Genomic DNA, 25,241 nt, shown 5'->3' on the forward strand with positions numbered 1-25,241 from the left:
GGCGCCTGGCGGGGAGCCCCATGCCCGAAAGGCACTTCATGCTCACGTTTCAGCAAATCATCCTGACACTGCAGTCCTATTGGGACAAGCAGGGTTGCGCATTGCTCCAGCCGATCGACATGGAAGTCGGCGCGGGCACGTCCCACGTTCATACGTTCCTGCGCGCAATCGGCCCCGAGCCGTGGCGCGCCGCTTATGTGCAGCCGTCGCGCCGCCCGAAAGACGGCCGCTATGGCGAAAACCCGAACCGTCTGCAGCACTATTACCAGTACCAGGTGGTGCTGAAGCCCGCGCCGGAAAACATCCTCGACCTGTACCTCGGCTCGCTCGAAGCGCTCGGCTTCGACCTGAAGCAGAACGACGTGCGCTTCGTCGAAGACGACTGGGAAAACCCGACGCTCGGCGCCTGGGGTCTGGGCTGGGAAGTGTGGCTGAACGGCATGGAAGTGACCCAGTTCACCTATTTCCAGGAAGTGGGCGGTCTGGTCTGCAAGCCGGTGCTCGGCGAAATCACGTACGGGCTCGAACGCCTCGCCATGTACTTGCAGAAGGTCGAGAACGTTTACGACCTCGTGTGGACCGAGTGGGAAGAGCAAGGCCCGAACGGCCCGGAAATGCGCCGCCTCACGTACGGCGACGTCTATCACCAGAACGAAGTCGAGCAGTCCACGTATAACTTCGAGCACGCCAACGTCGATCTGCTGTTCACGTTCTTCAACAGCTACGAAGCGGAAGCGAAGCGCATGATCGAAGCGCAGATCGCGCTGCCCGCTTACGAACTCGTGTTGAAAGCGGGCCACACGTTCAATCTGCTCGACGCGCGCGGCGCCATTTCGGTCACCGAACGCGCGGCGTACATCGGCCGGATTCGCGCGCTGTCGCGTCTGGTCGCGCAGGCTTACTACGATTCGCGCGAAAAGCTCGGCTTCCCGATGCTCGGCAATCCGGTGCACGGCGTGCCCGGCCTCACCACCGACGCGCAAGACGCCGCAATGCCCGCGTGGGCGCCGCCGCTGAAAGTCGAACGCAAGATCGACCAGGACTGACGAGAACATCACCTCATGACTCAACCCCAACAAGCTACCCTGCTCGTCGAGCTCTTGACTGAAGAACTGCCGCCGAAAGCACTCGCCCGTCTCGGCGATGCGTTCGCCGAAGGCATTGCGCAGCGCCTCGCGGCGCTCGATCTGATCGAAGGCGAACTGACGTTCGAACGTTACGCAACGCCGCGCCGCCTCGCGGTCACGATCAAGAACGTGCGCCCGGTTGCGCCGGAAAAACACGTGCGCGAAAAAGTGCTGCCGGTTTCCGTCGCGCTGGACAAAGACGGTCAGCCCACCGCGCCGCTCGCGAAGAAACTCGCTGCGCTCGGCTTCCCCGATTTTTCGGTGAACGACCTGGAGCGCGCGCAGGACGGCAAGGCCGAGGCGTTCTTCCTGCGCTATGCGGCGCCCGGCGCGACGCTCGCCGACGGCCTGCAAAGCGCGCTCGACGAAACGCTGGCCAAGCTGCCGATCCCCAAGTTCATGACCTATCAGCGCCCGGACGGCACGAATGTGAAGTTCGTGCGTCCGGCGCATCGTCTGACCGCGCTGCATAACGACCAGGTCGTGCCGGTCAGCGCGCTCGGCATCGACGCCGACGACACCACGCTCGGCCATCGCTTCCTCTCCGAAGGTTTTGTGCAGATCCAGCACGCGGACGCCTACTCCGAAACGCTGATGCACAAGGGCCGCGTGATCGCGAATTTCGCTGACCGCAAGGAAACCATCCGCACGCATCTGCTCGCGCATGCCAACGGCGACCAGGTCGTGATGCCCGAAGCGCTGCTCGACGAAGTGACGTCGCTGGTCGAATGGCCGGTGGTCTATTCGTGCCGTTTCGAGGACGAGTTCCTGCAAGTGCCGCAGGAATGCCTGATCCTCACGATGCAGACGAACCAGAAGTACTTCGCATTGACCGATGCGAACGGCAAGCTGCGCTCGCGCTTTCTGATCGTGTCGAACATCGAGACGTCGACGCCCGGCGATATCGTCGAAGGCAATGAGCGCGTGGTGCGCCCGCGTCTGGCCGACGCGAAGTTCTTCTTCGAGCAGGACAAGAAGAAGCCGCTCGCCGAGCGCGTGCCGCTGCTCGCGAACGTCGTCTATCACAACAAGCTGGGCTCGGCGCTGCAACGCGTCGAGCGTGTGGAAGCATTGGCCGGTGCGATCGCCGGGATGATCGGCGCCGATGCAACGCTCGCGAAGCGCGCCGCGCGTCTCGCCAAGGCCGACCTGATCACCGACATGGTCGGCGAATTCCCCGAGCTGCAAGGCACGATGGGTACGTACTACGCGCGCCACGACGGCGAGCCGGAAGAAGTCGCGCTCGCCTGCTCGGAACACTATCAGCCGCGCTTTTCGGGCGACGCGTTGCCCACTACCGCGACCGGCACCGTCGTCGCGCTCGCCGACAAGCTCGAAACGCTGGTCGGCATCTGGGGCATCGGCTTGCAACCCACCGGCGAAAAAGATCCGTTCGCGCTGCGCCGTCATGCGCTCGGCGTGCTGCGCATTCTGGTCGAGAAGCAACTGCCGGTCGACTTCGTCGAACTGTTGCGCACCGCTTATGCGCAATTCGCCGCAGTGCCGAACGTCGCCGATTCGACTCAAGCCATCTACGACTTCAGCATGGACCGCCTGCGCGGTTTGCTGCGCGAACGTGGCTATGCGGCCGGTGAAATCGACGCGGTGCTGGCGCTGAATCCGACGCGTCTCGCCGACATCGTCGCGCGTCTCGATGCGGTGCGCGAGTTCGCGGCGCTGACCGAAGCGGCGTCGCTCGCAGCGGCCAACAAGCGTATCTCGAACATCCTGAAGAAGTCGGAAGGCGCGGCGACCGGCGGCGTGCAAGCCGCGCTGCTCGTCGAAGCGGCGGAAAAGGCTTTGCATGCGCAGCTCGAACAGGTCGCGCCGCGCGTGCAGACGCAACTGGCCGCGCGCGACTACACGGGTGCGCTGACCGCGCTCGCCGCCCTGCGCGAACCGGTCGACACGTTCTTCAACGACGTGATGGTCAACGCCGAAGACCCTGCGCTGCGCGCCAACCGTCTGGCCTTGCTCGGCGCGCTGCATCAGCAGATGAACTGCGTCGCCGACATTTCCCGACTCGCCGCCTGAGCCCCGCGCCATGCCGAACAAGAAAGTGGTGATCCTCGACCGCGACGGCGTGATCAACGTCGACTCCGACGCGTTCATCAAGTCGCCGGACGAATGGGTCGCCCTGCCGGGTTCGCTCGAAGCGATCGCGCGCCTGAACCAGGCCGGTTATCGCGTGGCGATCGCGACCAACCAGTCGGGCATCGGCCGCGGTCTGTTCGACATGAACGCGCTCAATGCGATGCATCTGAAGATGCATCGGATGGCGGCGGCGGTCGGCGGGCGCATCGAAGCGGTGTTCTTCTGCCCGCATACGGCGGAAGATCACTGCGAATGCCGCAAGCCGAAGCCCGGCATGCTGAAGATGATCACCGAGCGTTTCGAAGTCGATCCGGCTAACACGCCGGTCGTCGGCGACGCGATGCGCGATCTGCAAGCGGGCGCGGCGCTCGGTCATCCGGTGCATCTGGTGCTGACCGGCAAGGGCAAGAAGACGCTCGCGGCCGGCGGCTTGCCCGACGGCACGATCGTGCACGACGACCTGCGCGCATTCGCGCTCGACTTCCTCGCCGACGCCCAAGAGTGACGCGCGCCATGCGCGTCCCCACCCCTCACTGACCACGCCGATGCGCTTCATCCGTTCCCTGCTGCTGCTGATCTACTTCGTTCTGTTCACGGTGCCGTACGCGACCGCGTGCTTCATCGCGTTCCCGTTCATGCGCGCCGACAACCGCTACTGGATGGCGGCAGGCTGGTGCCGTGCGACGCTCCACACGGTGCGTTGGCTCAACGGCATCCGCTACAGGATCGAAGGCTACGAGAATCTGCCCGACGGTCCGGCGGTGCTGCTCTCCAAGCATCAATCGGCGTGGGAAACGCTGGCGTTTCCGGCGCTGATGCCGCGGCCGCTGTGCTACGTGTTCAAGCGCGAGCTGCTGTACGTGCCGTTTTTCGGCTGGGCGCTCGGCATGCTGAAGATGGTTCACATCGATCGCAAGGAAGGCAAGTACGCGTTCGAATCCGTCATCAAACAAGGCAAGGCGCGGATGGCGGAAGGCGCCTGGGTCATCATGTTTCCGGAAGGCACGCGCACGCCGACCGGCAAGCAGGGCAAGTACAAGACCGGCGGCGCGCGCTTCGCGATCGCCACCGGCGCGCCGGTCGTGCCGATCGCGCACAACGCGGGACGCGTGTGGCCGCGCAACTCGTTCCTCAAATATGCGGGTATAGTCACAGTGTCGATCGGCAAGCCAATCGACACGACGGGGCTCACGCCCGACGAAGTGAACACGCGCGTCGAACAATGGATCGAAGCTGAAATGCGTCGCATCGATCCTGCCGCGTACCGCGCGGCGGACAGCAGTTCCGCCGTCGCACCAATCTGACGCGCCCACGCCCTCGAAGGCGTATTGCGCGAAGCGAATCCGATGCAGAAGTCTCCTACGTCGCAGCCCGCTGCGGCGCTCGATAACCGGCAGCTCGATCTCCCGCTCTTCGCCGAGCCGGGGTCGACGTCGTCGTCCCCTTCGCCGTCCGCACCTTCATCGGGCTCGCCCGCCGGGCAACAGCCGGCCGTGCCGCTGGCACCGGACGGCAGCAAGCTGCGCAGTGTGTCCATTGGCCCGCGCACGCTGCATTACGTGCTCAAGCGTTCGGCACGCCGTTCGATCGGTTTCGCGATCGACAGCACGGGCCTCACGATCACTGCGCCGCGCTGGGTCACGCTCGCCGATATCGAAACCGCGATTACCGAAAAACAGCGCTGGATTTTCACGAAGCTGATCGAATGGCAAACGCGTGTCGAACAGCGCGCGCTGCCGAAGGTCGACTGGAAAGACGGCGCCGAAGTGCCCTACCTCGGTCAACCGGTGCGCGTGAAGCTCGGCTCGCCGCAAGGCACGCTCGCGTTCAACGCGGACGACGCCGCCCTGCAAGTACCGTTGCCGTTGCAAGCCGATCCGCAGCAAATCAAGGACCGCGTGCAAGGCTGGCTGCAAGGCGAAGCGAAGCGTCTGTTCGGCGAGCGCCTCGCCATTTATGCGGAGAAGCTGGGCGTCAACTATCGCGCGTATGCGCTCTCGTCAGCGGCCACGCGCTGGGGCAGTTGTTCGAGCGACGGCAAGATCCGCTTGAACTGGCGGCTGATTCACTTCCCGCTGTCCATCATCGATTACGTGGTCGCGCACGAACTCGCGCATCTGCGTGAAATGAATCACAGCCCGCGCTTCTGGCAAACGGTCGAATCGATTTTTCCGGAGTTCCGCGAAGCGCGGCAAACGCTGAAGTCGCATCCGCCGGAATTGCTGCCGACGCTTTGAGCTAGCGCGTTGCGCCTCGAAGCCGGCGCTTCACGTGATGAAGCGCCGGGCGCATCGCAACCGGCAGACACTCAATCACCCTCGCCAGTTGCACCGATTCGCGCGTCACTCCGTGCAGTAGGTCTCGTGCAGATGACGCCAAGTCACCTTGCCGTGCGCGTCGAGGTCCAGCACCGCCGTCGAGCGCCGCACGTTCGCATTGCCCGCACCGTCACGCTGATATTCGCGATACTTCACCACCGCGCCCGACCCGTAGTCGGCGACGATTTCCATATCACGGATCGTGATTTGCGAGCCCGGACGCGCGCCGCGCAGCTTGCCGAAAAGCTCGTGCACGCCGGCGTGGTCGACGGCGATGCCGGACGGCATCACCATCGTGAATTGCGGCGCGAAGCGCGCCACGATCCGTTGCAGCGCACCGTCATCCGCGGAGCCGTCGAACAATGCCTGGATTTCAGCGTGGATGTCGCCGAGTTCTTTGAAGTAGGGATTATTGTTGTTCATCGTTCGCACTTGCCCCGCCGGCTACGTTACTTTTTCTTCTGGATGAATTCGATCTTGTAGCCGTCCGGGTCCGTCACGAATGCGATCACGGTGGTGCCGTGTTTCATCGGGCCGGCTTCGCGCACGACCGTGCCGCCTTGAGCCTTGATCTTGTCGCAAGCGGCATACGCGTCTTCGACTTCGACCGCGAGGTGACCGAAACCGCCGCCCAGATCGTACGACGGCGTGTCCCAGTTGTGCGTCAGTTCGATGACAGTGCCGTCGCGTTCGTCCGTATAGCCGACGAAAGCCAGCGTGAATTTACCGTCCGGATAGTCGTCGCGGCGCAGCAGTTTCATGCCGAGCAGTTCGGTATAGAAGGCAATCGAACGATCCAGGTCGCCGACCCGGAGCATGGTGTGAAGCAGGCGCATTGTGCACTCCCTGTTGCGTAGTGAAACGAGACCGTCAATGTACCCCGAATCACGCGGCGCTGCAGAGACCGGCGCGTGGGACGCGGCGTTCAGAACTGATGCCGCAGCCCCGCCATCAGGCCGAGTTGCGTGCCCTTCTGCGCGAGCCCGACGCCATTGACGCCTTGCAGCTGCGCGCCGATCAGGTCGCCCCGGTACTGCGCGAAATCGCCTTCCAGATAGACGTCGGTGCGCTTTGACAGGTTGTAGTCGGCGACCAGTTGATATTGCCACGCCGAGCCGTCCTGCTTCGCGCTCTTGCCGTCCTGCAACGTGCGCCAGATGTTCGCGGCGAAGTGCCATGCGTTGCCGACCTGCTGCGTGATGCCGCCCATGATCATGCGGCGCCGCGCGAAGTCCGTGTACTTGAGCGCGGCCAGCACGGGCGCGGTGAACGGTCCGTTGGCGAAGTTCGAAAAGCCGGCGTCGTTCTGATTGACGATGTAGCCTGCCGAAAAGCGTGTGAGATTCCATGTATACGAAGCGCCGAAGGTCCACGCTTTAGCCGCCGCGCCGTTCACCGAATCCTTCGACTCTTCGTACGCGCCGCCAATGCTGAACGGTCCGCCGACCGGTTTATAAGCGAGGGCCGCGCCGATCTGACTGCCGTACGAATTGCCCGCGTTGCCGCCAAACGCGTAGCCGGCCGCGAAGCTGAGACCGTTATATCTCGCCTGATACTGCACCTGGTTGCTGGTCCAGATGCCGCCCGTCATCGTCACTTCCGGCTGAAAGCTGAAGTCGTACGGAATCCACCAGTTACTGCCGTAGCCGCCCGCTGTGATGCCTTCGATCATCACGTTGTACTGGCGCCCCAGAATGACCTGGCCAAACGCGTTCGAGCGCACGCCCACCTGCGCTTCATTGAAGAACGGCAAGGTGGGGTCGCTGCGCCCGCTGTTGATGTTGAAACGGTTTTCGAGCTTGAAGAAAGTGGACCAGCCGCCGCCGAGATCCTCGACGCCTTTCACGCCCCAGCGGCTCTGCGTGAGGCCGCCCGGACCGAGCCCGACCGACGAGTCGCCGGCCTTGTTCACGTTGGTCAGATAGCGCACGCTCTCGTCCACCACGCCGTAGAGCGTGACACTCGATTGCGCGTGCGCGATCGGGCATCCGAGCGCTGCCATCGCCGCCACCCACCTGGTTGCGTTCTTCATTCCGTCTCCTCGTACCGGGCTCCGTATCGCGCGGATGGGGTTCGTAGGCGTGGGGCGGCGCAATTCGATCTGGCGCATTGTCAGCGCGTTCGTCGTGGCGGAACGCTGCACTTGCTGTCGTCTCGGTCCATGCAAATGGGCTGACGAAACCCATCTGTTCGAACCTTAGCGCGAAACGGCAGCGTCAAGAAAATAGTCTGACAAGGGTGTTGTTAAGTGCACAAAAAACTTGCAGCGGTAAAGAAGCACGCGTAGAAGGTAGGGGCTTCGTTTGTAGGCGCGACGGGTTTGCTATCGTACGATCCGGCAGATGAGCGAGGCGACGGCCGCACGGCGAAGCCCGGTCCATCCGGCCGATTACCGATTACCCGCGGCGTGCCGGCATCCGATACTGTGCGCCGCCCCTCCACTGCTTCGTCGACCTCACCGCCACCGCCCCATGAGCACCACCGCCCTGCCCGCACGCCGCGCCCCGGATAGCTTCGCGATCCTGCTGATGATCGGCTTGTGCGCGATCTGGGGACTCCAGCAAGTCGCGATCAAAAACACCAACTCGGCATTGCCGCCGCTCTTCCAGGCGGGCTTGCGTTCGGCGATCGCGGCGGTGCTGGTATGGGGCTGGGCGCGCGCACGCGGCACGCCGCTCTTTCGCGACGACGGCACGCTCGGCGCGGGCCTGCTCGCAGGCGTGCTGTTCGCGGCGGAGTTCGTCTGCATCTTTCTCGGCCTGACGCTGACCAGTGCGTCGCGCATGGCGGTGTTTCTGTACACGGCGCCGTGCTTCACGGCGCTCGGGCTGCACTGGTTCGTCGACGGCGAGCGGATGCGGCGGATTCAGTGGCTCGGCATTTTCGTCGCGTTCGCGGGGATGACCCTGGCTTTCGCGGACGGCTTCCTGCACGGCCCCGCCGCCCGTGGCTCGACGCTCGCGGGCGTGGCCGGCGACGCGCTCGGCGTGCTGGCCGGCATCGCATGGGCCGCGACGACCGTGGTGGTGCGCGCGACACGTCTCGCACAATCGAGCGCCAGCAAGACGCTGTTTTATCAGCTAACGGTGTCGGCGGTGGTGTTGCTCGCGCTCGCACTCGGGCTCGGCCAGGCTCACGTGGAAACCGTCACGCCGCTGGCGCTCGTGAGCCTCGCGTACCAGGCCGTGGTCGTCGCGTTCGTCAGCTATCTGGTGTGGTTCTGGTTGCTGACGCGTTATGTCGCGTCGCGCCTGTCGGTGTTCTCGTTTCTCACGCCGCTGTTCGGCGTGACCTTCGGCGTGTTGCTGCTCGGCGAGTCGTTCAGCCTGCGCTTTCTGATGGCCGCCGTGCTGGTGCTGACCGGCATTGCGCTGGTCAATGCGCCGGCGAAGCGGCGGGTGGTGTCCTAGTCCTGGCAGGATTTAGCGGCGCACGCGGGCCTCGGAGGCATCAGAGGCCTCCGCAGACCTCACGAGTCACGAAGCCTTGCCCGCCACAATCTGCGCCACACGCACGTATTCGTCCACCGGCACGTCTTCGGCGCGGCGTTGCAGATCGAAGCCGAGCGCCTCGAAATCCACCGAATCGCGGAACGCGGCCAGCGTGTTGCGCAACATCTTGCGACGCTGCGAGAACGCCGCCGTCACCACTTCGCCGAGCACGCGCTCGTCGACAGGCGCCAGTTCATGCAGTTCGTACGGGATCATCCGCACGATCGCCGAATCGACCTTCGGCGGCGGCTGGAACGCTTCGGGCGGCACATCCAGCTGCTTGTCGATCACGTAGCGGTACTGCAGCATCACCGACAGCCGGCTGAACGCCTTGGTGCCGGGCTCCGCCACCATCCGCTCGACCACCTCGTTCTGCAGCATGAAGTGCTGATCGATCACGCGATGCGCGAACGACGCCAGATGAAACAGCAGCGGGCTCGAAATGTTGTACGGCAGATTGCCGACGATGCGCAGCGACGCCTTGTCGCCCGGCGCGGCCAGCGAGCCGAAGTCGAACGCGAGCGCGTCGCCTGCGTGGAGTTCGAGCAGGTCGCCGAACCTGGTCTTCAGACGGCCGATCAGATCGCGGTCCAGTTCGACCGCGTGCAACGGCGTTTCCGGCGTCGCGAGCCGCTCGATCAGCGGTTCGGTGAGCGCGCCGAGTCCCGGCCCGATTTCGACCATGCGCTCGCCGCGTTGCGGCCGGATCACGTCGACGATCGAATCGATCACGCCCATGTCGACCAGAAAGTTCTGACCGAAACGCTTGCGCGCGAGATGACCTTGGTGCCGGCCCTGTTGCTGTCTGCTGGTGGACATCGAAGAAACGCTAAGAAAAAGAACTGCTTGAGAAAAAGGAAAACGCCGCAAACCGCGCCGTGGCGCGCGCGCAATCAGCCCGCGCGGCGATGCTGCGCCATCGACACCGCCGTGTCGATCGCGGCGATCAGGCTGCCCGCGTCGGCGCGGCCGGTGCCGGCCAGATCGAGCGCGGTGCCGTGATCGACCGAGGTGCGGATGATCGGCAAGCCGAGCGTGACATTGATGCCTTCGCCGAACGTTGCGTACTTCAACACCGGCAGACCCTGATCGTGGAACATCGCGAGCACGCAGTCGGCCTCTTCCAGATAACGCGGCTGGAACAGCGTATCGGCCGGATACGGGCCGCGCGCGTCGATGCCCTGGTCGTTCGCGAGCTTGAGCGCCGGCGTGATGACCTCGATTTCCTCGCGGCCCAGATAGCCGTTTTCGCCCGCGTGCGGGTTCAGGCCCGTCACGAGGATGCGCGGCGCCGGCAAGCCGAAGTGATGCCGCAGATCGTGATCGATGATGCGCAGCGTCTCGACGATGCTCTCGACCGACAGCGCGGCCGACACGTCCTTGAGCGGCAGATGCGTAGTCGCGAGCGCGACGCGCAACGGACGCTTGCCGGTGCCGGCCAGCATCATCACCACGCGTGGCGTGTGAGTGCGCTCGGCCAGATATTCGGTGTGGCCGGTGAACGGCACACCGGCGTCGTTGATCGTGCTTTTCTGCAGCGGCGCGGTAACGATCGCGTCGAAGGTGCCGGCCACCGCGCCGTCGATCGCGCTGTCGAGCAGATCGAGCACGTAACGGCCGTTGGCGGCGTCCAGCTTGCCCGCGCGCGACGGCGCGCCGAGCGCCTGGTGCTGCACGCGTACGCGCTGGCCATGCGCCACCAGCGCGGCCCAATCGACACCCACCGCCCGCGCGCGTTCCGCGAGCAGACCCGCGTCGCCGAGCACGGTGAACTGCGCGTTGGGCCAGTGCGCCGCCGCGCCGGCCAGCGCCTGCGCCGTCAGTTCGGGACCGACGCCGGCGGGCTCGCCGGTCGTGATCGCGATCTGCAACGGCAGGCTGGTGGACTGGGCGGCGCTAGTCATGATGGTTATTGCACGCTCGACAGCGTGGGTTTCACTTCCACGTAAGCGGTATCGCGCAGTTCGCGCAGCCAGTCGGCGTAAGCCTGTTCCGCCTTGCGCTGACCGATGGCCTGGCGCGCCAGATCCATCTGCTGCGATACCGAGCCTTCCGCTTCGCGGCGGCCCAGCACCTGGATCAGGTGGTAGCCGTACTCGCTGCGCACCGGGTCGCTGATCTGGCCGTCCTGCAGCGAGTTCATCGCACGCTCGAATTCCGGCACCGTTTCGCCCGGGCTGATCCAGCCGAGGTCGCCGCCTTGCGACGACGAACCGTCCTGCGAGTAGGTGTGCGCGAACTTCGAGAAGTCGCCGCCCGCCGCAATCTGACTCTTGATGTCGAGCAGCTTCTGACGCGCTTGCGGCTCCGACATGCCGTCGCCGACGCGCAGCAGGATGTGGCGCACGTGCGTCTGCACGAGTTTCGGCGCATCCGCGCTCGTGCCCTGACCGGCGCGGCGATCGACCAGACGCACGATCTCGAAACCGTCGTTGGTGCGGATCAGATCCGGGTTGACCTCGCCGGGGCGCAGCGTCGACGCGGCCTTGACGAATTCAGGCGGCAGCTTGGACGGCGTGAGGAAACCCAGATCGCCGCCGTTCTTTGCCGCGTCCGGCGCCTGCGAGTTGGACTTCGCGAGCTTTTCGAAATTGGCGCCGCCCTTGGCTTCGGTCAGCAGCGATTGCGCTTTCTGCTGCGCCGCCTCGATGTCCGTTTCCGGCGCGTTCAGCGGCGCCCTCACCAGAATGTGCTGCAGATGCAGGTCGCTCGTCTGGCCGGCGTTCGGGCCACGCTGACTGGCGATGTAGTTCGCCACTTCGGCGTCCGACACCGTGACCTTGCTGTCCACTTCCTTCTCGCGCAGACGCGACAGCGTCAGTTCGGTGCGCGCGTCGCCGGTGAAGGTGGTCCAGGGCACGCCCTGCGCCTCGATGCGCGCGCGGTACATTTCGAGCGACATGTTGTTCGCCTGGGCGAGCCGTTCGAGCGTTTTTTGCACGGTGGCGTCGTCGATGTTGATGCCGTCTTCCTTCGCCTTCTGCAACTGGATACGCTCCAGCACCATCTGGTTGAGCACCTGCTGGCGCAGCTGGTCCATCGGCGGGACCGGCGCGTTTTGCTGGTTCAGCCGGCGCGTGATCAGGCTCATGCGCTCGTCGAGCTCGCGCCGCGTGATGACACCGTTGTTGACCACTGCGGCGATGGTATCGACCGTCTGGCCGCTACTGCCGCCCAGCGCCTGCGCCTGAACCGGCGCGACCGACAGGAAAGACGCCGCGGCGACAAGACCGGCCGCAAGCGTTGCCAAGCGATGCTTTTTCATGATTGCCACAGATACTCCAATGATGTCGGGCACGCCTGGCCCGTCTTTTCGCATTCGATAAATGATTGGGCGCGCGTCATTCGTAATTGGTGAAGCGCGATTCCGGCGGCGGTGGCGGCGGCAACGGCGTGTAACCCGCCACGCTGTTGCGGAACGCGGTCATCAGCCCGTTGTCGACGCTCGACAGGCCCTTGAAGGTCAACTGCGCCAGGAACCGCGTGCTCGACTGATTCTGCCCCGAGGTGTTCAGGCCGTTCGCATACCGCTGGATGCCGGCGCCGAGCGTCCAGCAGTCGGCGTCGTATTGCATGCCGACCAGGCCGTCGACGATCCGGTGGCCGCCCAGGTCGTAATTGAAGCGCGCGACGCCGTACACGCGGTGCGTGAGCGGCCACTGCCCCGACACCAGTATCTGGTTGATCGGCTGGTTGTCCAGCGTGGTGTTCGCGCGCGTGTAACGGTACGCGACGTTGATCACCTTGCCGCTCGCCGGACTGAACCCGAAGCCGACACTCGTCTTCACCAGCTGATTGTTGTCGGCATTATATTGGAACGCCGTTTCCGAGGCGAAACCGGCGCCGAGCTTGAACGACGCACCCGCGATCAGGTCCGAATGCGTGGCCTGCGTGCTGGTCTGGTTCGGCTGCAGCGTGACGCGCTGGTCCTGGAAATAGTACTGCTGCGCGATCACGAAGCGCGCCCGCTCGTCGCCCGTGGCCGGGTTGATGAAGCGCGTGGTGATGCCCGCGGTCAGGCGGTTCGCGTCGGCGATCCGGTCATTGCCGACGAAGGTGTTCGGCGTGAAGATTTCCGCGAGACCGAAGTCGGAGTCGGCGGTGTCGAAGAGCGGCGCGTTGTCCTGATTGCGGTACGGCGTGTACACGTAGTACAGGCGCGGCTCCAGCGTCTGGATGTAGTCGGTGCCGAATATGCGCACCGAACGCTCGAAAGTCAGCCCCGTGTCGAAGCTCAGCGTCGGGATCGATTCGGTGAAATTCTTCGCCGAGCCGGCCGGCAGATCGGTGCCGATGTTGTTCAGGTTGTACGACGCGAAGTGCCACTGCACCTTCGGCGTGACGAAGTAGCCCGGCCCGATCACCGAATACGACACGTACGGGTTGAACAGCACCCGCTGACCTTCGGTCACGTCCGCGGTGGTGATGCGGAAGTTCGTGTAGTCGGCTTCGGCGCCGAAATCGAAGCCGCCGACGTTGTACTTCGCGTACTTCACGTTCAACTGAGGCTCACGGCCGTACGGCGCGACCGACGGCTCGAGCGTCTGCCAGTGCTGTTCGCGCGCGAGCACCGACCACGGCCCGTTGTTGTAGGTCAACCCGGCTTCCTGCTGATACAGGAGCTGGGTGCCGTTCATGAACTGATTGACCGACGACGACAGGTCTTCCGGATACGTATTGTCCGAAACCCTGTTGTAGTAGATGTAGCCGCCGAACCCGTTGCCGAAGTTCTGGTTGTGCTGGATATACAGCGCGTAGCGGTTGGTCTTGGTCAGGTGATCGTCCGGCAGGAATTCGCCGGTGATCGAGCCGGAATACGTGGGCGACAGATAACGGAACGTGCTCTGCAACTGCACACCGCGCTTGGAGATCAGACGCGGCGTGACCGTCAGATCGCGATTCGGCGCGATGTTGAAGTAATACGGTACCGAGAGTTCGACGCCATTCGACGAACTCAACGAGAACGTGGGCGGCAACAGCCCGCTGCGCCGCTCGCCCGACAACGGGAACGACAGCCAGGGCGAGGCGAACACCGGCACGCCCTGGAAGAACAGCACGCTGTTGTACGCGACGCCTTCGTCCGCGCCGGTGTCGAAGTCGAACTCGCTGCCCTTGATGTACCAGGCCGGGTTGTCCTCGCACGCGCACGCCGTGTAGGTGCCGCGCGTGAACACTGAGCGCTCGTAGTCGAGCAGGTCGACACGTTCCGCGCTGCCCGAGCCGCCCGTCAGGTTGAAGTGATACTTCGGCGCGGTCATGAAGCCTTCGGTCGAATCCACGCGCAGATGCGCTTCCGGACCGATAAAGGTATTGCCGCTGTTGATCACGTGAACCTGGCCGTATGCGTCGGCCATGTCCGTGTCCTGATCGTAATGCAGCGCGTCGGCCTTGATCACGGCCGTATTGCGGCGCAGCTCGCCCGAGCCCTTGACCGCCAGATCCTGGTCGATGGTGCCGGCGGCGCTGTCGCCGAGCACGAACGTGGCCGGGCTCTGGCCGGCTTGCAGCGGATGATCCTCGAGCTGCGGGGCAAGCCGCATGCCCCAGGGGATGTCGATGGATTGCGGCTGCGCGGCTTCCCCCACCAGCTGGGCGTGCGCGAGCGCGGGCATCAGGCCCGGAGCGGCGATCAACGCCGCGACGAGCCGCCTTTTGCGCGGCACTACGGCACAAGAGGGAGTCGTTTGGGAAAGCTTTCTAGGCGGCATGTATCGTTTGGCGAATCGGCCCGTCCGTCAGCTCCTGCAGTCACGATCCACCGCCTGCACACCCCGACCGTGACAGTCGGCTGTACATCAATATTTACAATCTGTCGAACGATGAGGCGGGCGGTAAAGCGGACCACGCGAAAGCCGGCGTGAGTCGCGTCAAAAAAGTCGTGGGGTATTATATGGCAAGACGTTGCCCCTCTGAATTTGCTGCCGGTTTTCATGACGCCCCCCTCCTCCCAAGACACGACCCAAGACTCCACCGACAGCCGTCTCGAACTGCTCAAAGCCTGGCTGCAAGGCCATGCGGCGCGTTATGCGCTCGAGCTCGACACGCTGGTGCCAGCTTCGTCCGACGCCAGTTTTCGCCGCTATTTCCGGCTCGCCGGTAAGGCGGCGGAAGGCGAAAGCGCCACTACCCTGATCGCCGTCGACGCCCCGCCGCCCGAGAAATGCCGCGAATTCGTGCAGATCGCCGGCTTGCTCGGCGACGCCGGCGTCCATGTACCGCGTGTGCTGGAGGCCAATTTCGACGCCGGGCTGATGCTCGTCACCGATCTGGGCACCGCGTCCTACCTCGCTGCGCTGACCGACGCGCAGCAGTCCGGTGATTCGCGCCGCGCTCGCACGCTGATGCGCGACGCGCTCGACGCGCTAATCCGCTGGCAGCTCAGTTCGCGCGAAAACGTGCTGCCGCCGTTCGACGAAGCGTTCCTGCGCCGCGAAATGGAGTTGATGCCGGAGTGGTTCATCGGCCGGCACCTTGCGCGCGAAGTCGACGAAAAAACCCGTGGGGTGCTCGATCGCACGTTCGCGCTGCTGATCGCGAGCGCGCGTGCGCAGCCGCAGGTGTTCATGCTGCGCGATTTCATGCCGCGCAATCTGATGATCGCCGCCGCACCGAATCCCGTGAACCCCGGCGTGCTGGACTTCCAGGACGCGGTGTTCGGCCCGATCACGTACGACGTCGCATCGCTGCTGCGCGACGCGTTCATCGGCTGGGACGAGGAGTTCGAGCTGGACTGCTTCGTGTACTACTGGGAACGGGCGAAAAAAGCCGGCCTGCCGGTCGATGCCGATTTCGGCGAGTTCTACCGGCAGATCGAATGGATGGGGCTGCAACGGCACATCAAGGTGCTGGGCCTCTTCTGCCGGATCAACTACCGGGACGGCAAGCCGCACTACATGAAGGATCTGCCGCGTTTCATCGGCTATGCGCGCAAGGTGGCCGAACGCTATGCGCCGCTGCGTCCGTTCGCGAAGCTGCTCGACGAGCTCGAAGGCCGCGCGAATGAAGTCGGCTACACGTTCTGACCGGTCACCATGTCCCTGAAGAAAGCGATGATTTTCGCCGCGGGCCGCGGCGAGCGTATGCGTCCGTTGACCGACGCGTGCCCCAAGCCTTTGCTCGAAGTGGCCGGCAAGCCGCTGATCGTCTGGCAGATCGAACGGCTCGCGCAAGCCGGCTTCCAGACCATCGTGATCAATCATGCGTGGCTCGGCGCGCAGCTCGAAGCCGCGCTCGGCGACGGTTCGCGCTGGCAGGTCGAATTGCGCTACTCGGCCGAGCACGAAGCATTGGAGACGGCAGGCGGTATCGCGCAGGCGCTGCCGCTGCTCGAAGATGACGGCGCGAGCGACGTGTTCGTCGCGGTTGCCGGCGACGTGTACGCCGATTTCGATTACGCCGCGCTCGATGCTCGCGCCCTGCAATTGAAGGCGCAGCCCGCTCCGGCCATGCATCTGGTGATGGTGCCGAATCCGCCGTTTCATCCGACCGGCGACTTTGCTCTGGTCGACGGCGTGTTGTCGCTCGACGCGCAGCCGCGCCTGACGTTCGGCAGCATCGGGCTTTACGACACGCGCATGTTCCACGATCTGCCGCGCGGCACGCGGCGCGCGCTCACGCCGTATTACCGCGAGACGATTGCGCGCGGACTCGCGAGCGGCGAGTTGTACGAAGGCTTGTGGGAGAACGTCGGTACGGCGGCTCAACTGCAGGATCTGGATCAGCGCCTGAGGATGCGCTGAGGGCGGCGAATCAGGGGCGCAGCGCAATAAAGCGTCGACGGGAGCGGCGGCGTCACGCGAAGGCCGACGTGCAATGCCGCGCAGTTCACGCGCGGGATTCGATTCGACAGTGAAGCGGACGTAGTGCGTTCACCGCTCAAACCATTCAACCGCTCCCCGCGCCGCGCACGTTGCACAAGCCACCCAGGCCCACCCAGGTGCGGCACTCACCGCCCGCCCTCTCCCGTTCCAATCGTCTCCATCGGCTCCGGCGCCTGCGCCGCACGTTGCTGCTGCAAGGCCCACATCTGCGCAAACAGGCCGTTCGCGCGCAGCAATTCCGCATGCGTGCCGCGCTCGACGATGCGCCCCTTGTCCATCACGATGATCTGCTGCGCGTGCACCACCGTCGACAGGCGGTGCGCGATGATCAGCGTCGTGCGCTCGCGGGCGATCTGATCGAGTTCGTGCTGGATCGCGCGCTCGGAGCGGGAATCGAGCGCGGAGGTCGCTTCGTCGAACAGCAGGATCGGCGGATTCTTCAGGATGGTGCGCGCAATCGCCACGCGCTGCTTTTCGCCGCCCGACAGTTTCAGGCCGCGCTCGCCGACCGGCGTGTCATAGCCGTTCGGCAGCCCTTCGATGAACTCGTGAATATGCGCCGCGCGCGCCGCCGCGATCACTTCTTCGCGGCTCGCCGACGGCCGGCCGTATGCGATGTTGTAGTAGATCGAATCGTTGAACAGCACCGTGTCCTGCGGCACGATGCCGATCGACGCGCGCAGCGAATCCTGCGTGACGTCGCGAATGTCCTGAGCGTCGATGGTGATCGCGCCGCCGGTCGCGCGGTCCAGATCGTAGAAGCGGAACATCAGCCGCGCGAGCGTGGATTTGCCCGAGCCGCTATGGCCGACCACCGCCGTAGTGGTCCCGGCGGGAATCGTAAAGCTCACGTCGTGGAGAATCTGGCGCGCCGGCTCGTACGAGAAGTTCACGTGCTCGAAGCGCACTTGCGCACCGCGCACTTGCAATGGCGGCGCATCGGGCTGGTCGGGCACTTCCTGCGCCGCACCGAGCAGCGTGAACATGCGGTCCATGTCGGTGAGACTCTGCTTCAGTTCGCGATACACGACGCCGAGAAAATTCAGTGGAATATAAAGCTGCAACATGAAGGTGTTGATCAGCACGAGGTCGCCGAGCGTGAGGCGCCCGGCCATCACGCCTTGTGTCGCGCGCCACAGAATGAACACGAGCCCCGTGCCGATGATCGCCTGCTGCCCGAAGTTCAGCGCCGACAGCGAACGCTGCGATTTGATCGCCGCCGTGCGATAGCGCTTGAGGTTTTCATCGTAGCGGCTCGCTTCCCACTCTTCGTTGCCGAAGTACTTGACGGTTTCGTAGTTGAGCAGCGAATCGATGGCGCGCGAATTCGCCTTCGAATCGAGATCGTTCATCGTGCGGCGAAAATGCGTGCGCCACTCGGTGACCTTCACCGTGAACACGATGTACACCGCGAGTGCGATGAACGTGACGATCGCGTAGTACGCCTCGTATTTGACGACGAAAAAGCCGAGCACGAGGCCGACTTCGACGAGCGTCGGCAGGATGCTGTACAGCGAATACGAGATCAGTTGCGTGATGCCGCGCGTGCCGCGTTCGATATCGCGCGACATGCCGCCCGTCTGCCGTTCCAGATGAAACCGCAACGACAGCGCATGCAGATGGCGAAACACCTTCAGCGCCAGTTGCCGCACCGCGCTCTCGGTCACTTTCGAAAACAGGATCTCGCGCAACTCGGTGAAGAGCGACGTGGACAGCCGCACCACCGCATATGCAACCACCAGCAGGCCGATGCCGCCGAGCAGCACGATGCCCGGTGCGTCGTGCGCGCGGCCGAGCGCGGTGAGATGCTGGACCGACGCGAGGCTGTCGACGATGCGCTTCATCACGATCGGCACGCCCAGATTGGCGACCTTCGCGCCGATCAGACAACTGAGCGCGAAGCCGACGCGCCATTTATAAGTAGCGAGGTAAGGCAGCAGCGACAGGATCGTCTGCCAGTCGTTGCGAGGCTGGGTGGAAATCGGCGAGGGTTCGGACGAGGGCGTGCGGCGCATGGGGATCTGCAAGGGGGAGAGTGTGGAAATGCCGGAGCTCACGCGACAATAGCGGCGCGCCGGGTGCGGCCTGCCGAGCCGGCACACCGCTTATTGACGCACGACCTCGCTGAACGCTTTCCCGTACAATTCCTGATCTTTCTATTGTCGCAGAAGCCGGCTGGCGCCGCTTTTCATGGGCTGTCCGGCCACCGGTTGCATGCTGGCCGCGCGGCCGTCCCATCTGGCTGGGTTGCCCCGCCGATGGTGCAGTCGTCGTGAAATCCCCGCCTGCCGGTCGAGCCGACCGAGCCAATACGTTTCTCAAGGGTGCCCCGATGACCGATCTTCTTCAACTCCCGCAAAAGCATTGTGCGCTGCGCGTCGTGCCGCAACCGTCGGACGCGAATGTTCACGGCGACGTGTTCGGCGGCTGGATCATGGCGCAGGTGGACATTGCCGGCTCGATCCCGGCGAGCCGCCGCGCCAACGGGCGGGTGGCGACCATCGCGGTGAATTCGTTCGTGTTCAAGCAGCCGGTGTTCGTCGGCGATCTGCTGAGCTTTTACGCGGATATCGTCAAGACGGGCAATACGTCGGTCACCGTGTCGGTCGAGGTCTACGCGCAGCGCATGAGCCTGACCGAAGATCTCGTGAAGGTCACCGAGGCCATCCTCACCTACGTCGCGACCGATAGCGACCGCCGCCCGCGCGCACTGCCGGTGCTCGACTGAGTGGCCGAACTGACTCGCTGAATCGAGCCGCTCAAGCACAAACGGAACGAGGCGCCTTGGCGCCTCGTTTCGTTTCATACCGTGAAGTTGCAGGTGCAGCGGCACGCTCGGGACCGGGCGAACCCGGTCCGGCTCCGCTACGGCTTGCCCGCTTACTGGCTCGCCGCCGCGCCAATGCCCGCTTTCTTCTGCGCGTTCTGGATGTCGTTCGGATAGTTCGGATCGTTGCGCGACGGCTGATAGCCGTGCGCCTCCAATTGTTTCAACTCCGCGTTCTTCTTCGCCCGCGCTTCTTTGCGCGCGGCCTTGCGCTCCGCCTTCGTCGTGTGCGGCTTGGTGCCGGTCGTCGCCTTGGCCGCATCCGAGCCCTCGCCCGCCGGTCCTCCTCCGCCGCCCCCGCCGCCGCTTTGCGCGAACGCCGGCGCGGCAGCCGCCACGCTCAGTACAACCGATGCCAACAACACAGCCAGTTTCTTTGCAGGTGAAGACGACATTGTTTTCTCCAGTCGGATTGGCGGATAGTCGGCAGCACAACGCCCGGCACGCGATACGAGCAGCGGGAACGACGATCGGGCGAAGCGCTGCGTGAATCGGTGCTTCTTCGGTGCTTCGTCATGCCCGGCAAGGTCCCGGATGGGAGTCGTGAATATATCCGACTGTAATTCATGCGCAAATCGCTTTGGCCCGTGCAGGCAGCGGCTAGGCCGCCCGGCTGGACACCGCGGACGCGCCGTCGCCGCGCAAATAGGCATCGACCTGCGCTTCGATCCACTGCGCGAAATGCGCCTGGCGGGCGTTGGGAATTTCGCGCTGCTGCCACACCAGCCAGTACGGATAGCGGTACGGGACGCGAATCGTGGTGATCTGCACCAGCGCACCTTGTGCCAACGCGTGCGCGACCAGACTGCGCCGCTCGAGCGCGATGCCCTGGCCCAGCAGCACCGCGCCGATCGCGATGTTCGAATCGTTCGCCGACAGGACCACGGCTTCGGGCGGCGGCGGCGCCACCTGCGCCGCGTGGCACCAGTCGGCCCACGGGGCATCGGGGCTGGCGATCAGCGGGCAGGCGACCACGTCCTCGGCGCTGACCGGAAAGCGGCCGCCCGGCGCGAGGGCGAAATGAGGCGCGGCGACGACCACCATGTCGTCGTCGAACAGCTTTTGTTGCGCGACGTCGGGCCAATGGCCTTGTCCCATGCGGATGCCGATGTCGGCCGCGCTCTGGCGAAAATCCTCGACCTGCAGACTGGTCAACAGGCGCACCCGATAGTACGGATGCGCTTCGCGAAAGCTCGCGAGCCGCGGCACGAGCCAGTGCTGCGCGAACGACGGCAGGGTCGAGATCACCAGTTCGCTTTCGTGCGGGCGCGCCTGCGCCCGGCGCGTGGCCTGGGTGATGTCGCGCAGCGCGGCGCGAATGTCCAGCGCATACAGGCGCCCTTCGTCGGTGAGGCGCAAACCGCGCGCCTCACGGATGAACAGCGCGACGCCCATCGCATCTTCCAGCACCCTGATCTGCTGGCTCACCGCCGAGTGCGTCACGTGCAGTTCGCGCGCGGCCTGGGTGACGCCGCCCAGACGGGCGACGGCTTCGAAACAGCGCAGCGCGGTAAGCGGCGGGATGGGCTTCATGTTAGAAATTCTGACGTAGATCGTCGGTAATTGTCGCTTTTTTTGCCGTGCGGAGATGCTTAATCTATCGGCTTGAGGCGCCACGCATCGCACTGACGAGAAGCGCCGCGCCGCGGTCCGCTCAGGCGCGCAATGATAGAACTTCTAACGGGAAACACATGAAACTGATCGGAATGCTCGACTCGCCCTACGTACGCCGGGTCGCCATCTGCCTCAAATTGCTGAAGCTCGACTTCGAACACGCGTCGATCTCGGTGTTTAGCACATACGACCAGTTCGCGCAGATCAACCCGGTCGTCAAGGCGCCGACGCTGATCGCCGACAACGGCAGCACGGTGATGGATTCATCGGTGATTCTGCAGTACCTGGCGACGCTGGCCGGCCCCGGGCAGCGGCTCTTCCCCACTGTGCCGGACGACGCTTTGCGCGCCGCCCGTCTCACCGGGCTCGCGCTCGCGGCGTGCGAGAAGAGCATCCAGATCGTCTACGAGCGGAATCTGCGGCCGGTGGAGAAGCAGCACGAGCCCTGGCTCGAGCGCGTGCGCGCGCAAATGCTCGCCGCTTACGCCGAACTCGAACGCGAGGTGGCGGCAGCCACGCTGCCGATCGCGCAGGACCAGTTCGACGCGGCGGACGTCACCGTGGCGGTGAGCTGGCATTTCACGCAGATGATGCTGCCGGAAATCGTCGATAAAGCCGCGTACCCGCACCTGCAGGCGTTTTCGACGCTGGCGGAGGACTTGCCGGTTTTCGTGGATACGCCGGCGGTGTGACGCCGGCGGTGCGGGAAGCGCACGCCGTCATCGAGGGTGGGGCGCGCCGGGATCACCCGGCCCGCTGTTCCTTGCGGCGCGCGGCAGCACGATTGCCGCGCGCTGCCGCGCCCGGCTCCCCACGGCCAATCAAGCCGGCTCCAACTCCCGCCCCACGCCTCCTTGCAGCAACTCGGAAATCGCATCCGTCGACAACGGCCTCGCGAAGTAGAACCCCTGCATCTCGTCGCACGCGCGCTCTTTGAGGAAGTCGAGTTGCGCCGACGTTTCCACGCCTTCCGCGATCACATGCAGCTTCAACGAGTGCGCCAGCGCGATGATCGCCGAGGTGATCGTCTCGTCGTCGCCCGACACGCCGATGTCCGAGACGAACGAGCGGTCGATCTTCAGCCGGTCCACCGGGAAGCGTTTCAGATAGCTGAGGCTCGAATAGCCGGTGCCGAAGTCGTCGATCGCGAGGCCGATGCCGAGCGCGTGCAGCTCGTTGAGCATCGACACCGCTTCTTCGGCGTTACGCATGATGGTGCTTTCGGTCAGCTCCAGTTCGAGGTAGCGCGGCTCCAGACCGGTCTCGGTCAGCACCTGCGTGACCAGCTTCGCGATATCGCGCTGCTGGAACACACGCGCCGACAGATTCACCGACACCCGCGTCGGCGGCAGGCCCTCGTCCTGCCAGGCCTTGTTCTGGCGGCACGCTTCACGCAGCACCCATTCGGACAGCGGCCCGATCAGACCGCTCTCCTCCGCCAACGGAATGAACGCCGACGGCAGCACCAGGCCGTCTTCCGGATCGTGCCAGCGCACCAGCGCCTCGATGCCGACAATTTGCCCGCTGCCGATATCCACCTGCGGCTGGTAGTGCAGCAGGAATTCATCGTCGCGCAACGCCCGGCGCAAACGCCGTTCGAGATTCAGACGCGCGCCCGCGCTCGCGTTCATCTCCGGCTGATAGAACTGGAACGTATTGCGGCCCATGTCCTTCGCGCGATACATCGCGAGGTCGGCCTTTTGCATCAGCGATTCGGCGTCGTCGCCGTCTTGCGGAAACAGGCTCGCGCCCATGCTGCAACCCACGTACAGCTCGGTGCCGTCGAGCCATACCGGCTCGGAGATCGACGAGCGCACGCGCTCCATCCACGCGATCAGCGACTGTTCGTCGACGGTGTCGGTCATCACGATCACGAACTCGTCGCCGCCGTGCCGCGCGACCGTGTCGCTGGTGCGCGAGCAGCGCGCGAGGCGCTCGGCGACCACGCGCAGCAGCCGGTCGCCGACGCTATGGCCGAGCGTGTCGTTGACGTTCTTGAACCCGTCGAGATCGAGGAACACGACCGCGACGCCGTTGTGATGCCGACGCGCGACGACCAGCGCATGTTCGAGCCGATCGCGCAGCAGGTTGCGGTTCGGCAGGCGCGTGAGGCTGTCGTAGTTGGCCTGGTATTCGAGCTGTTCCTGATAGCGGATCAGGTCGGTCACGTCGTTGATCACGCCGATGTGATGGGTGATCACGCCTTCCGCATTCGGCACGGGCGCGATGAACAGCTGATTCCAGAACAGCGCGCCGTCTTTGCGATAATTGCGCAGCACCGCGCTGACCTCGCGGTTCGCCGCGAGCGCCTGGCGGATCAGCGCCACACCTTCCTGGTCGCGGTCGTCGCGTTGCAGCACGCGGCAATCGTGGCCGATCACCTCGGCGGGATCGTAGCCGGTAATGCGCATGAACGCCGGGTTCACGTATTCGATCAGATTGCCGGTGGGCGACGGCGCCGTGATCAGAATCGCGTTGACGCTCGCGTCGAGCGCGCGGCTTTGCAGACGCAACGCGAGATCGGCGCGCTTGCGCTCGGTGATGTCCGTATAGGAACCGAGCACGCCGATCACGCGGCCCTCGCCGTCGGTGAACGGCAGCTTGCTCGTGACGGTGGTGCGGTGCACGCCGTCGATCACCAGATCGACCTCGAAGTTCATCTTCGGCACGCCGGTGCTCACCACTTCCTGGTCGTGGTCGCCCAGCAGATCGGCGAACGCGCGCCACGGCATATCGGCGTCGCTCTTGCCCACCACCTGCTCGGGATAGGCGAGCCCGGCGTCGCGCGCGAACGCCATATTGCAGCCGAGATAGCGCGACCCGAGGTCCTTCCAGAAGATGCGCTGCGGAATGTTGTCGATCACCGCTTCGAGCATCTGGTTCGAACGCTGCGCCTCGGCTTCGGCGTTGATCTGGTCGGTGACGTCGTCGGCGAGCACGAAGAGCGACGCGCGGCCCATGAAGTTCAGCGCGTGATATGAAATATCGACGCTGATGATCGAGCCGTCCTTGCGCCGGTGATGCCAGATGCCCGCCATCGTGCGGCCGTGCGGAACCGCGTCCTGGCGTTGAAGGTGCGATTCGAGCCGCGCGATCTCGGTATGGGTGCGGATCGCGCGAATCGTCATGCCGAGAAATTCGCTTTCGGTGTAGCCGTATTGCTGGATCGCGGCCGCGTTGACGGCGAGAAAGCGCATCGTCTCGCGATCGAAGATGTACATCGGCACCGGATGGTCGTCGAACAGGCCGCGAAAGCGTTCGTCGTGGCGCCCGAGCGCGCGCACGCTGCGCAGTTTTTTACGCGCGGTGTTTTCGCGGGCGCCGAACGTGAAGATGAGGAGCACGCTGCCGGCCAGCATCGTCACGATCAGCAGAAACATCGCGCGTTGGGTTTCGCTCGCCGAGACCGCGAGCGCCTTCTGCAACGCGCGGTTTTCCTCGCTGCGCAGCGCGGCCAGCGCGGCTTCCACGCGATCGAGTCCGAGCCCGAGGCGGGTATAGGTCGACGCAGCCCACGCGCGCGACGCATCCGGCTGGGCGCTGGCGCTTTTCAACAGCGCGTCGTCGATGTCGTGCTGCAACGCGTGGCTGTCCGCGTTCAGCCTCGCCAGCGCGTCGAGCATCGGCGGATCGCCGGCCAGTTCCTGCCGCAGCTCGTGCTCCAGACCGGCGAGCGTCGTGGTCATCGCGGCGGCCGCGTTGACCGGCGCGGGTTCGCCCGATGCCTCGAAGCGGCCTAGTGCGGCCAGTGCGCTGTCGAGCGCCGTGTGATACGCGTCGAGGTTCTGGCGCACGCTCGTCGAGCGCAGCATGCGCACGTCGGCGTCGCGCTGGCCGACGATCTGCGTGTAGGCGACGAACGCGTTCGCACCGACCGCGGCGACGACCACCGCTATGTTGATCAGCAGCCGCTTCGATAAGAAAAGAGTCATGGATTCCGAACGTCAATC

21 protein-coding genes are annotated in these 25,241 nt (G+C 64.7%); 10 read left to right on the forward strand and 11 right to left on the reverse strand.

Going from position 1 to position 25,241, the window contains the following annotated elements; all coding sequences use genetic code 11:
* The first annotated feature begins 38 nt into the window (after positions 1-38).
* The 5 genes from glyQ to PQQ53_RS31780 are packed head-to-tail and all read left to right on the forward strand — an operon-like array spanning position 39 to position 5,458.
* Positions 39-1,046, forward strand: a complete 1,008-nt coding sequence (glyQ, locus tag PQQ53_RS31760; RefSeq protein WP_408143604.1) for a glycine--tRNA ligase subunit alpha — start codon at positions 39-41, stop codon at positions 1,044-1,046.
* Between the two features lie 15 nt (positions 1,047-1,061).
* On the forward strand, positions 1,062-3,161 hold the full coding sequence (glyS, locus tag PQQ53_RS31765; protein ID WP_408328538.1) for a glycine--tRNA ligase subunit beta: 2,100 nt from the start codon (positions 1,062-1,064) through the stop codon (positions 3,159-3,161).
* Positions 3,162-3,171: 10 nt separating this feature from the next.
* Positions 3,172-3,726 carry a D-glycero-beta-D-manno-heptose 1,7-bisphosphate 7-phosphatase gene (gmhB, locus tag PQQ53_RS31770; RefSeq protein ID WP_408143331.1) on the forward strand — a complete coding sequence of 185 codons (555 nt, stop codon included), beginning with the start codon at positions 3,172-3,174 and terminating at the stop codon, positions 3,724-3,726.
* 40 nt (positions 3,727-3,766) lie between these two features.
* Entirely contained in the window at positions 3,767-4,525 is a 759-nt protein-coding gene (locus tag PQQ53_RS31775; RefSeq protein WP_408143329.1) for a lysophospholipid acyltransferase family protein, read from the forward strand.
* A 42-nt stretch (positions 4,526-4,567) separates the two neighbouring features.
* Positions 4,568-5,458, forward strand: coding sequence for a M48 family metallopeptidase (locus tag PQQ53_RS31780; RefSeq protein WP_408143327.1), 891 nt, complete (start codon positions 4,568-4,570; stop codon positions 5,456-5,458).
* Between the two features lie 105 nt (positions 5,459-5,563).
* On the opposite strand, the gene PQQ53_RS31785 is transcribed toward PQQ53_RS31780, so the two are convergent.
* The 3 genes from PQQ53_RS31785 to PQQ53_RS31795 form a co-directional block, all read right to left on the reverse strand.
* A complete protein-coding gene (locus PQQ53_RS31785; RefSeq protein ID WP_408328540.1) occupies positions 5,564-5,962 on the reverse strand; it encodes a hypothetical protein in 399 nt (132 codons plus the stop codon).
* Between the two features lie 26 nt (positions 5,963-5,988).
* Positions 5,989-6,375 (reverse strand): lactoylglutathione lyase, encoded by a 387-nt coding sequence (gene gloA, locus PQQ53_RS31790; RefSeq protein ID WP_408143323.1) that lies wholly within the window; start codon positions 6,373-6,375, stop codon positions 5,989-5,991.
* Positions 6,376-6,464: 89 nt separating this feature from the next.
* Positions 6,465-7,571: a porin gene (locus tag PQQ53_RS31795; RefSeq protein WP_408154688.1), complete on the reverse strand. Its 1,107-nt coding sequence runs from the start codon at positions 7,569-7,571 to the stop codon at positions 6,465-6,467.
* A 439-nt stretch (positions 7,572-8,010) separates the two neighbouring features.
* Between PQQ53_RS31795 and PQQ53_RS31800 the strand changes: the two genes are divergently transcribed.
* Positions 8,011-8,949: a DMT family transporter gene (locus PQQ53_RS31800; RefSeq protein ID WP_408154686.1), complete on the forward strand. Its 939-nt coding sequence runs from the start codon at positions 8,011-8,013 to the stop codon at positions 8,947-8,949.
* A gap of 66 nt (positions 8,950-9,015) precedes the next feature.
* On the opposite strand, the gene rsmA is transcribed toward PQQ53_RS31800, so the two are convergent.
* From rsmA to PQQ53_RS31820, 4 genes are all read right to left on the reverse strand, one after another.
* Positions 9,016-9,849: a 16S rRNA (adenine(1518)-N(6)/adenine(1519)-N(6))-dimethyltransferase RsmA gene (rsmA, locus tag PQQ53_RS31805; protein ID WP_408143318.1), complete on the reverse strand. Its 834-nt coding sequence runs from the start codon at positions 9,847-9,849 to the stop codon at positions 9,016-9,018.
* A gap of 74 nt (positions 9,850-9,923) precedes the next feature.
* On the reverse strand, positions 9,924-10,934 hold the full coding sequence (pdxA, locus tag PQQ53_RS31810; RefSeq protein WP_408143316.1) for a 4-hydroxythreonine-4-phosphate dehydrogenase PdxA: 1,011 nt from the start codon (positions 10,932-10,934) through the stop codon (positions 9,924-9,926).
* A gap of 5 nt (positions 10,935-10,939) precedes the next feature.
* Positions 10,940-12,304: a peptidylprolyl isomerase gene (locus PQQ53_RS31815; protein ID WP_408328543.1), complete on the reverse strand. Its 1,365-nt coding sequence runs from the start codon at positions 12,302-12,304 to the stop codon at positions 10,940-10,942.
* Positions 12,305-12,371: 67 nt separating this feature from the next.
* Positions 12,372-14,738: an LPS-assembly protein LptD gene (locus tag PQQ53_RS31820; RefSeq protein WP_408328546.1), complete on the reverse strand. Its 2,367-nt coding sequence runs from the start codon at positions 14,736-14,738 to the stop codon at positions 12,372-12,374.
* A 222-nt stretch (positions 14,739-14,960) separates the two neighbouring features.
* Between PQQ53_RS31820 and PQQ53_RS31825 the strand changes: the two genes are divergently transcribed.
* Both PQQ53_RS31825 and murU read left to right on the forward strand, forming a co-directional pair.
* Positions 14,961-16,052 (forward strand): aminoglycoside phosphotransferase family protein, encoded by a 1,092-nt coding sequence (locus PQQ53_RS31825; RefSeq protein WP_408328549.1) that lies wholly within the window; start codon positions 14,961-14,963, stop codon positions 16,050-16,052.
* 9 nt (positions 16,053-16,061) lie between these two features.
* Positions 16,062-16,769, forward strand: a complete 708-nt coding sequence (gene murU, locus PQQ53_RS31830) for an N-acetylmuramate alpha-1-phosphate uridylyltransferase MurU (protein ID WP_408328552.1) — start codon at positions 16,062-16,064, stop codon at positions 16,767-16,769.
* Positions 16,770-16,975: 206 nt separating this feature from the next.
* On the opposite strand, the gene PQQ53_RS31835 is transcribed toward murU, so the two are convergent.
* The gene (locus PQQ53_RS31835) at positions 16,976-18,865 is read right to left on the reverse strand and encodes an ABCB family ABC transporter ATP-binding protein/permease (protein ID WP_408143306.1); all 1,890 of its coding nucleotides are present in this window, start codon (positions 18,863-18,865) and stop codon (positions 16,976-16,978) included.
* 317 nt (positions 18,866-19,182) lie between these two features.
* On the opposite strand from PQQ53_RS31835, the gene PQQ53_RS31840 reads away from it, so the two are divergent.
* Entirely contained in the window at positions 19,183-19,578 is a 396-nt protein-coding gene (locus PQQ53_RS31840; protein WP_408143304.1) for an acyl-CoA thioesterase, read from the forward strand.
* A 152-nt stretch (positions 19,579-19,730) separates the two neighbouring features.
* Here PQQ53_RS31840 and PQQ53_RS31845 read toward each other — a convergent pair whose 3' ends face one another.
* Both PQQ53_RS31845 and PQQ53_RS31850 read right to left on the reverse strand, forming a co-directional pair.
* Positions 19,731-20,072: a DUF4148 domain-containing protein gene (locus PQQ53_RS31845; protein WP_408328555.1), complete on the reverse strand. Its 342-nt coding sequence runs from the start codon at positions 20,070-20,072 to the stop codon at positions 19,731-19,733.
* Positions 20,073-20,277: 205 nt separating this feature from the next.
* Positions 20,278-21,210 (reverse strand): LysR substrate-binding domain-containing protein, encoded by a 933-nt coding sequence (locus PQQ53_RS31850; protein WP_408328558.1) that lies wholly within the window; start codon positions 21,208-21,210, stop codon positions 20,278-20,280.
* A gap of 158 nt (positions 21,211-21,368) precedes the next feature.
* Between PQQ53_RS31850 and PQQ53_RS31855 the strand changes: the two genes are divergently transcribed.
* Positions 21,369-21,983, forward strand: a complete 615-nt coding sequence (locus PQQ53_RS31855; RefSeq protein WP_408328561.1) for a glutathione S-transferase — start codon at positions 21,369-21,371, stop codon at positions 21,981-21,983.
* Positions 21,984-22,112: 129 nt separating this feature from the next.
* On the opposite strand, the gene PQQ53_RS31860 is transcribed toward PQQ53_RS31855, so the two are convergent.
* A complete protein-coding gene (locus PQQ53_RS31860) occupies positions 22,113-25,223 on the reverse strand; it encodes a sensor domain-containing protein (RefSeq protein WP_408328564.1) in 3,111 nt (1,036 codons plus the stop codon).
* Positions 25,224-25,241: the final 18 nt, after the last annotated feature.

This window comes from Paraburkholderia strydomiana, assembly GCF_046030495.1.
GTDB classification, from domain to species: domain Bacteria; phylum Pseudomonadota; class Gammaproteobacteria; order Burkholderiales; family Burkholderiaceae; genus Paraburkholderia; species Paraburkholderia strydomiana_A.

Bases quoted from the DNA above. Each gene is read 5' to 3' on its own strand.
- glyQ (WP_408143604.1), top strand. From the start codon at position 39: ATGCTCACGTTTCAGCAAATCATCCTGACACTGCAGTCCTATTGGGAC.
- glyS (WP_408328538.1), top strand. From the start codon at position 1,062: ATGACTCAACCCCAACAAGCTACCCTGCTCGTCGAGCTCTTGACTGAA.
- gmhB (WP_408143331.1), top strand. From the start codon at position 3,172: ATGCCGAACAAGAAAGTGGTGATCCTCGACCGCGACGGCGTGATCAAC.
- PQQ53_RS31775 (WP_408143329.1), top strand. From the start codon at position 3,767: ATGCGCTTCATCCGTTCCCTGCTGCTGCTGATCTACTTCGTTCTGTTC.
- PQQ53_RS31780 (WP_408143327.1), top strand. From the start codon at position 4,568: ATGCAGAAGTCTCCTACGTCGCAGCCCGCTGCGGCGCTCGATAACCGG.
- PQQ53_RS31785 (WP_408328540.1), bottom strand. From the start codon at position 5,962: ATGAACAACAATAATCCCTACTTCAAAGAACTCGGCGACATCCACGCT.
- gloA (WP_408143323.1), bottom strand. From the start codon at position 6,375: ATGCGCCTGCTTCACACCATGCTCCGGGTCGGCGACCTGGATCGTTCG.
- PQQ53_RS31795 (WP_408154688.1), bottom strand. From the start codon at position 7,571: ATGAAGAACGCAACCAGGTGGGTGGCGGCGATGGCAGCGCTCGGATGC.
- PQQ53_RS31800 (WP_408154686.1), top strand. From the start codon at position 8,011: ATGAGCACCACCGCCCTGCCCGCACGCCGCGCCCCGGATAGCTTCGCG.
- rsmA (WP_408143318.1), bottom strand. From the start codon at position 9,849: ATGTCCACCAGCAGACAGCAACAGGGCCGGCACCAAGGTCATCTCGCG.
- pdxA (WP_408143316.1), bottom strand. From the start codon at position 10,934: ATGACTAGCGCCGCCCAGTCCACCAGCCTGCCGTTGCAGATCGCGATC.
- PQQ53_RS31820 (WP_408328546.1), bottom strand. From the start codon at position 14,738: ATGCCGCCTAGAAAGCTTTCCCAAACGACTCCCTCTTGTGCCGTAGTG.
- PQQ53_RS31825 (WP_408328549.1), top strand. From the start codon at position 14,961: ATGACGCCCCCCTCCTCCCAAGACACGACCCAAGACTCCACCGACAGC.
- murU (WP_408328552.1), top strand. From the start codon at position 16,062: ATGTCCCTGAAGAAAGCGATGATTTTCGCCGCGGGCCGCGGCGAGCGT.
- PQQ53_RS31835 (WP_408143306.1), bottom strand. From the start codon at position 18,865: ATGCGCCGCACGCCCTCGTCCGAACCCTCGCCGATTTCCACCCAGCCT.
- PQQ53_RS31840 (WP_408143304.1), top strand. From the start codon at position 19,183: ATGACCGATCTTCTTCAACTCCCGCAAAAGCATTGTGCGCTGCGCGTC.
- PQQ53_RS31845 (WP_408328555.1), bottom strand. From the start codon at position 20,072: ATGTCGTCTTCACCTGCAAAGAAACTGGCTGTGTTGTTGGCATCGGTT.
- PQQ53_RS31850 (WP_408328558.1), bottom strand. From the start codon at position 21,210: ATGAAGCCCATCCCGCCGCTTACCGCGCTGCGCTGTTTCGAAGCCGTC.
- PQQ53_RS31855 (WP_408328561.1), top strand. From the start codon at position 21,369: ATGAAACTGATCGGAATGCTCGACTCGCCCTACGTACGCCGGGTCGCC.
- PQQ53_RS31860 (WP_408328564.1), bottom strand. From the start codon at position 25,223: ATGACTCTTTTCTTATCGAAGCGGCTGCTGATCAACATAGCGGTGGTC.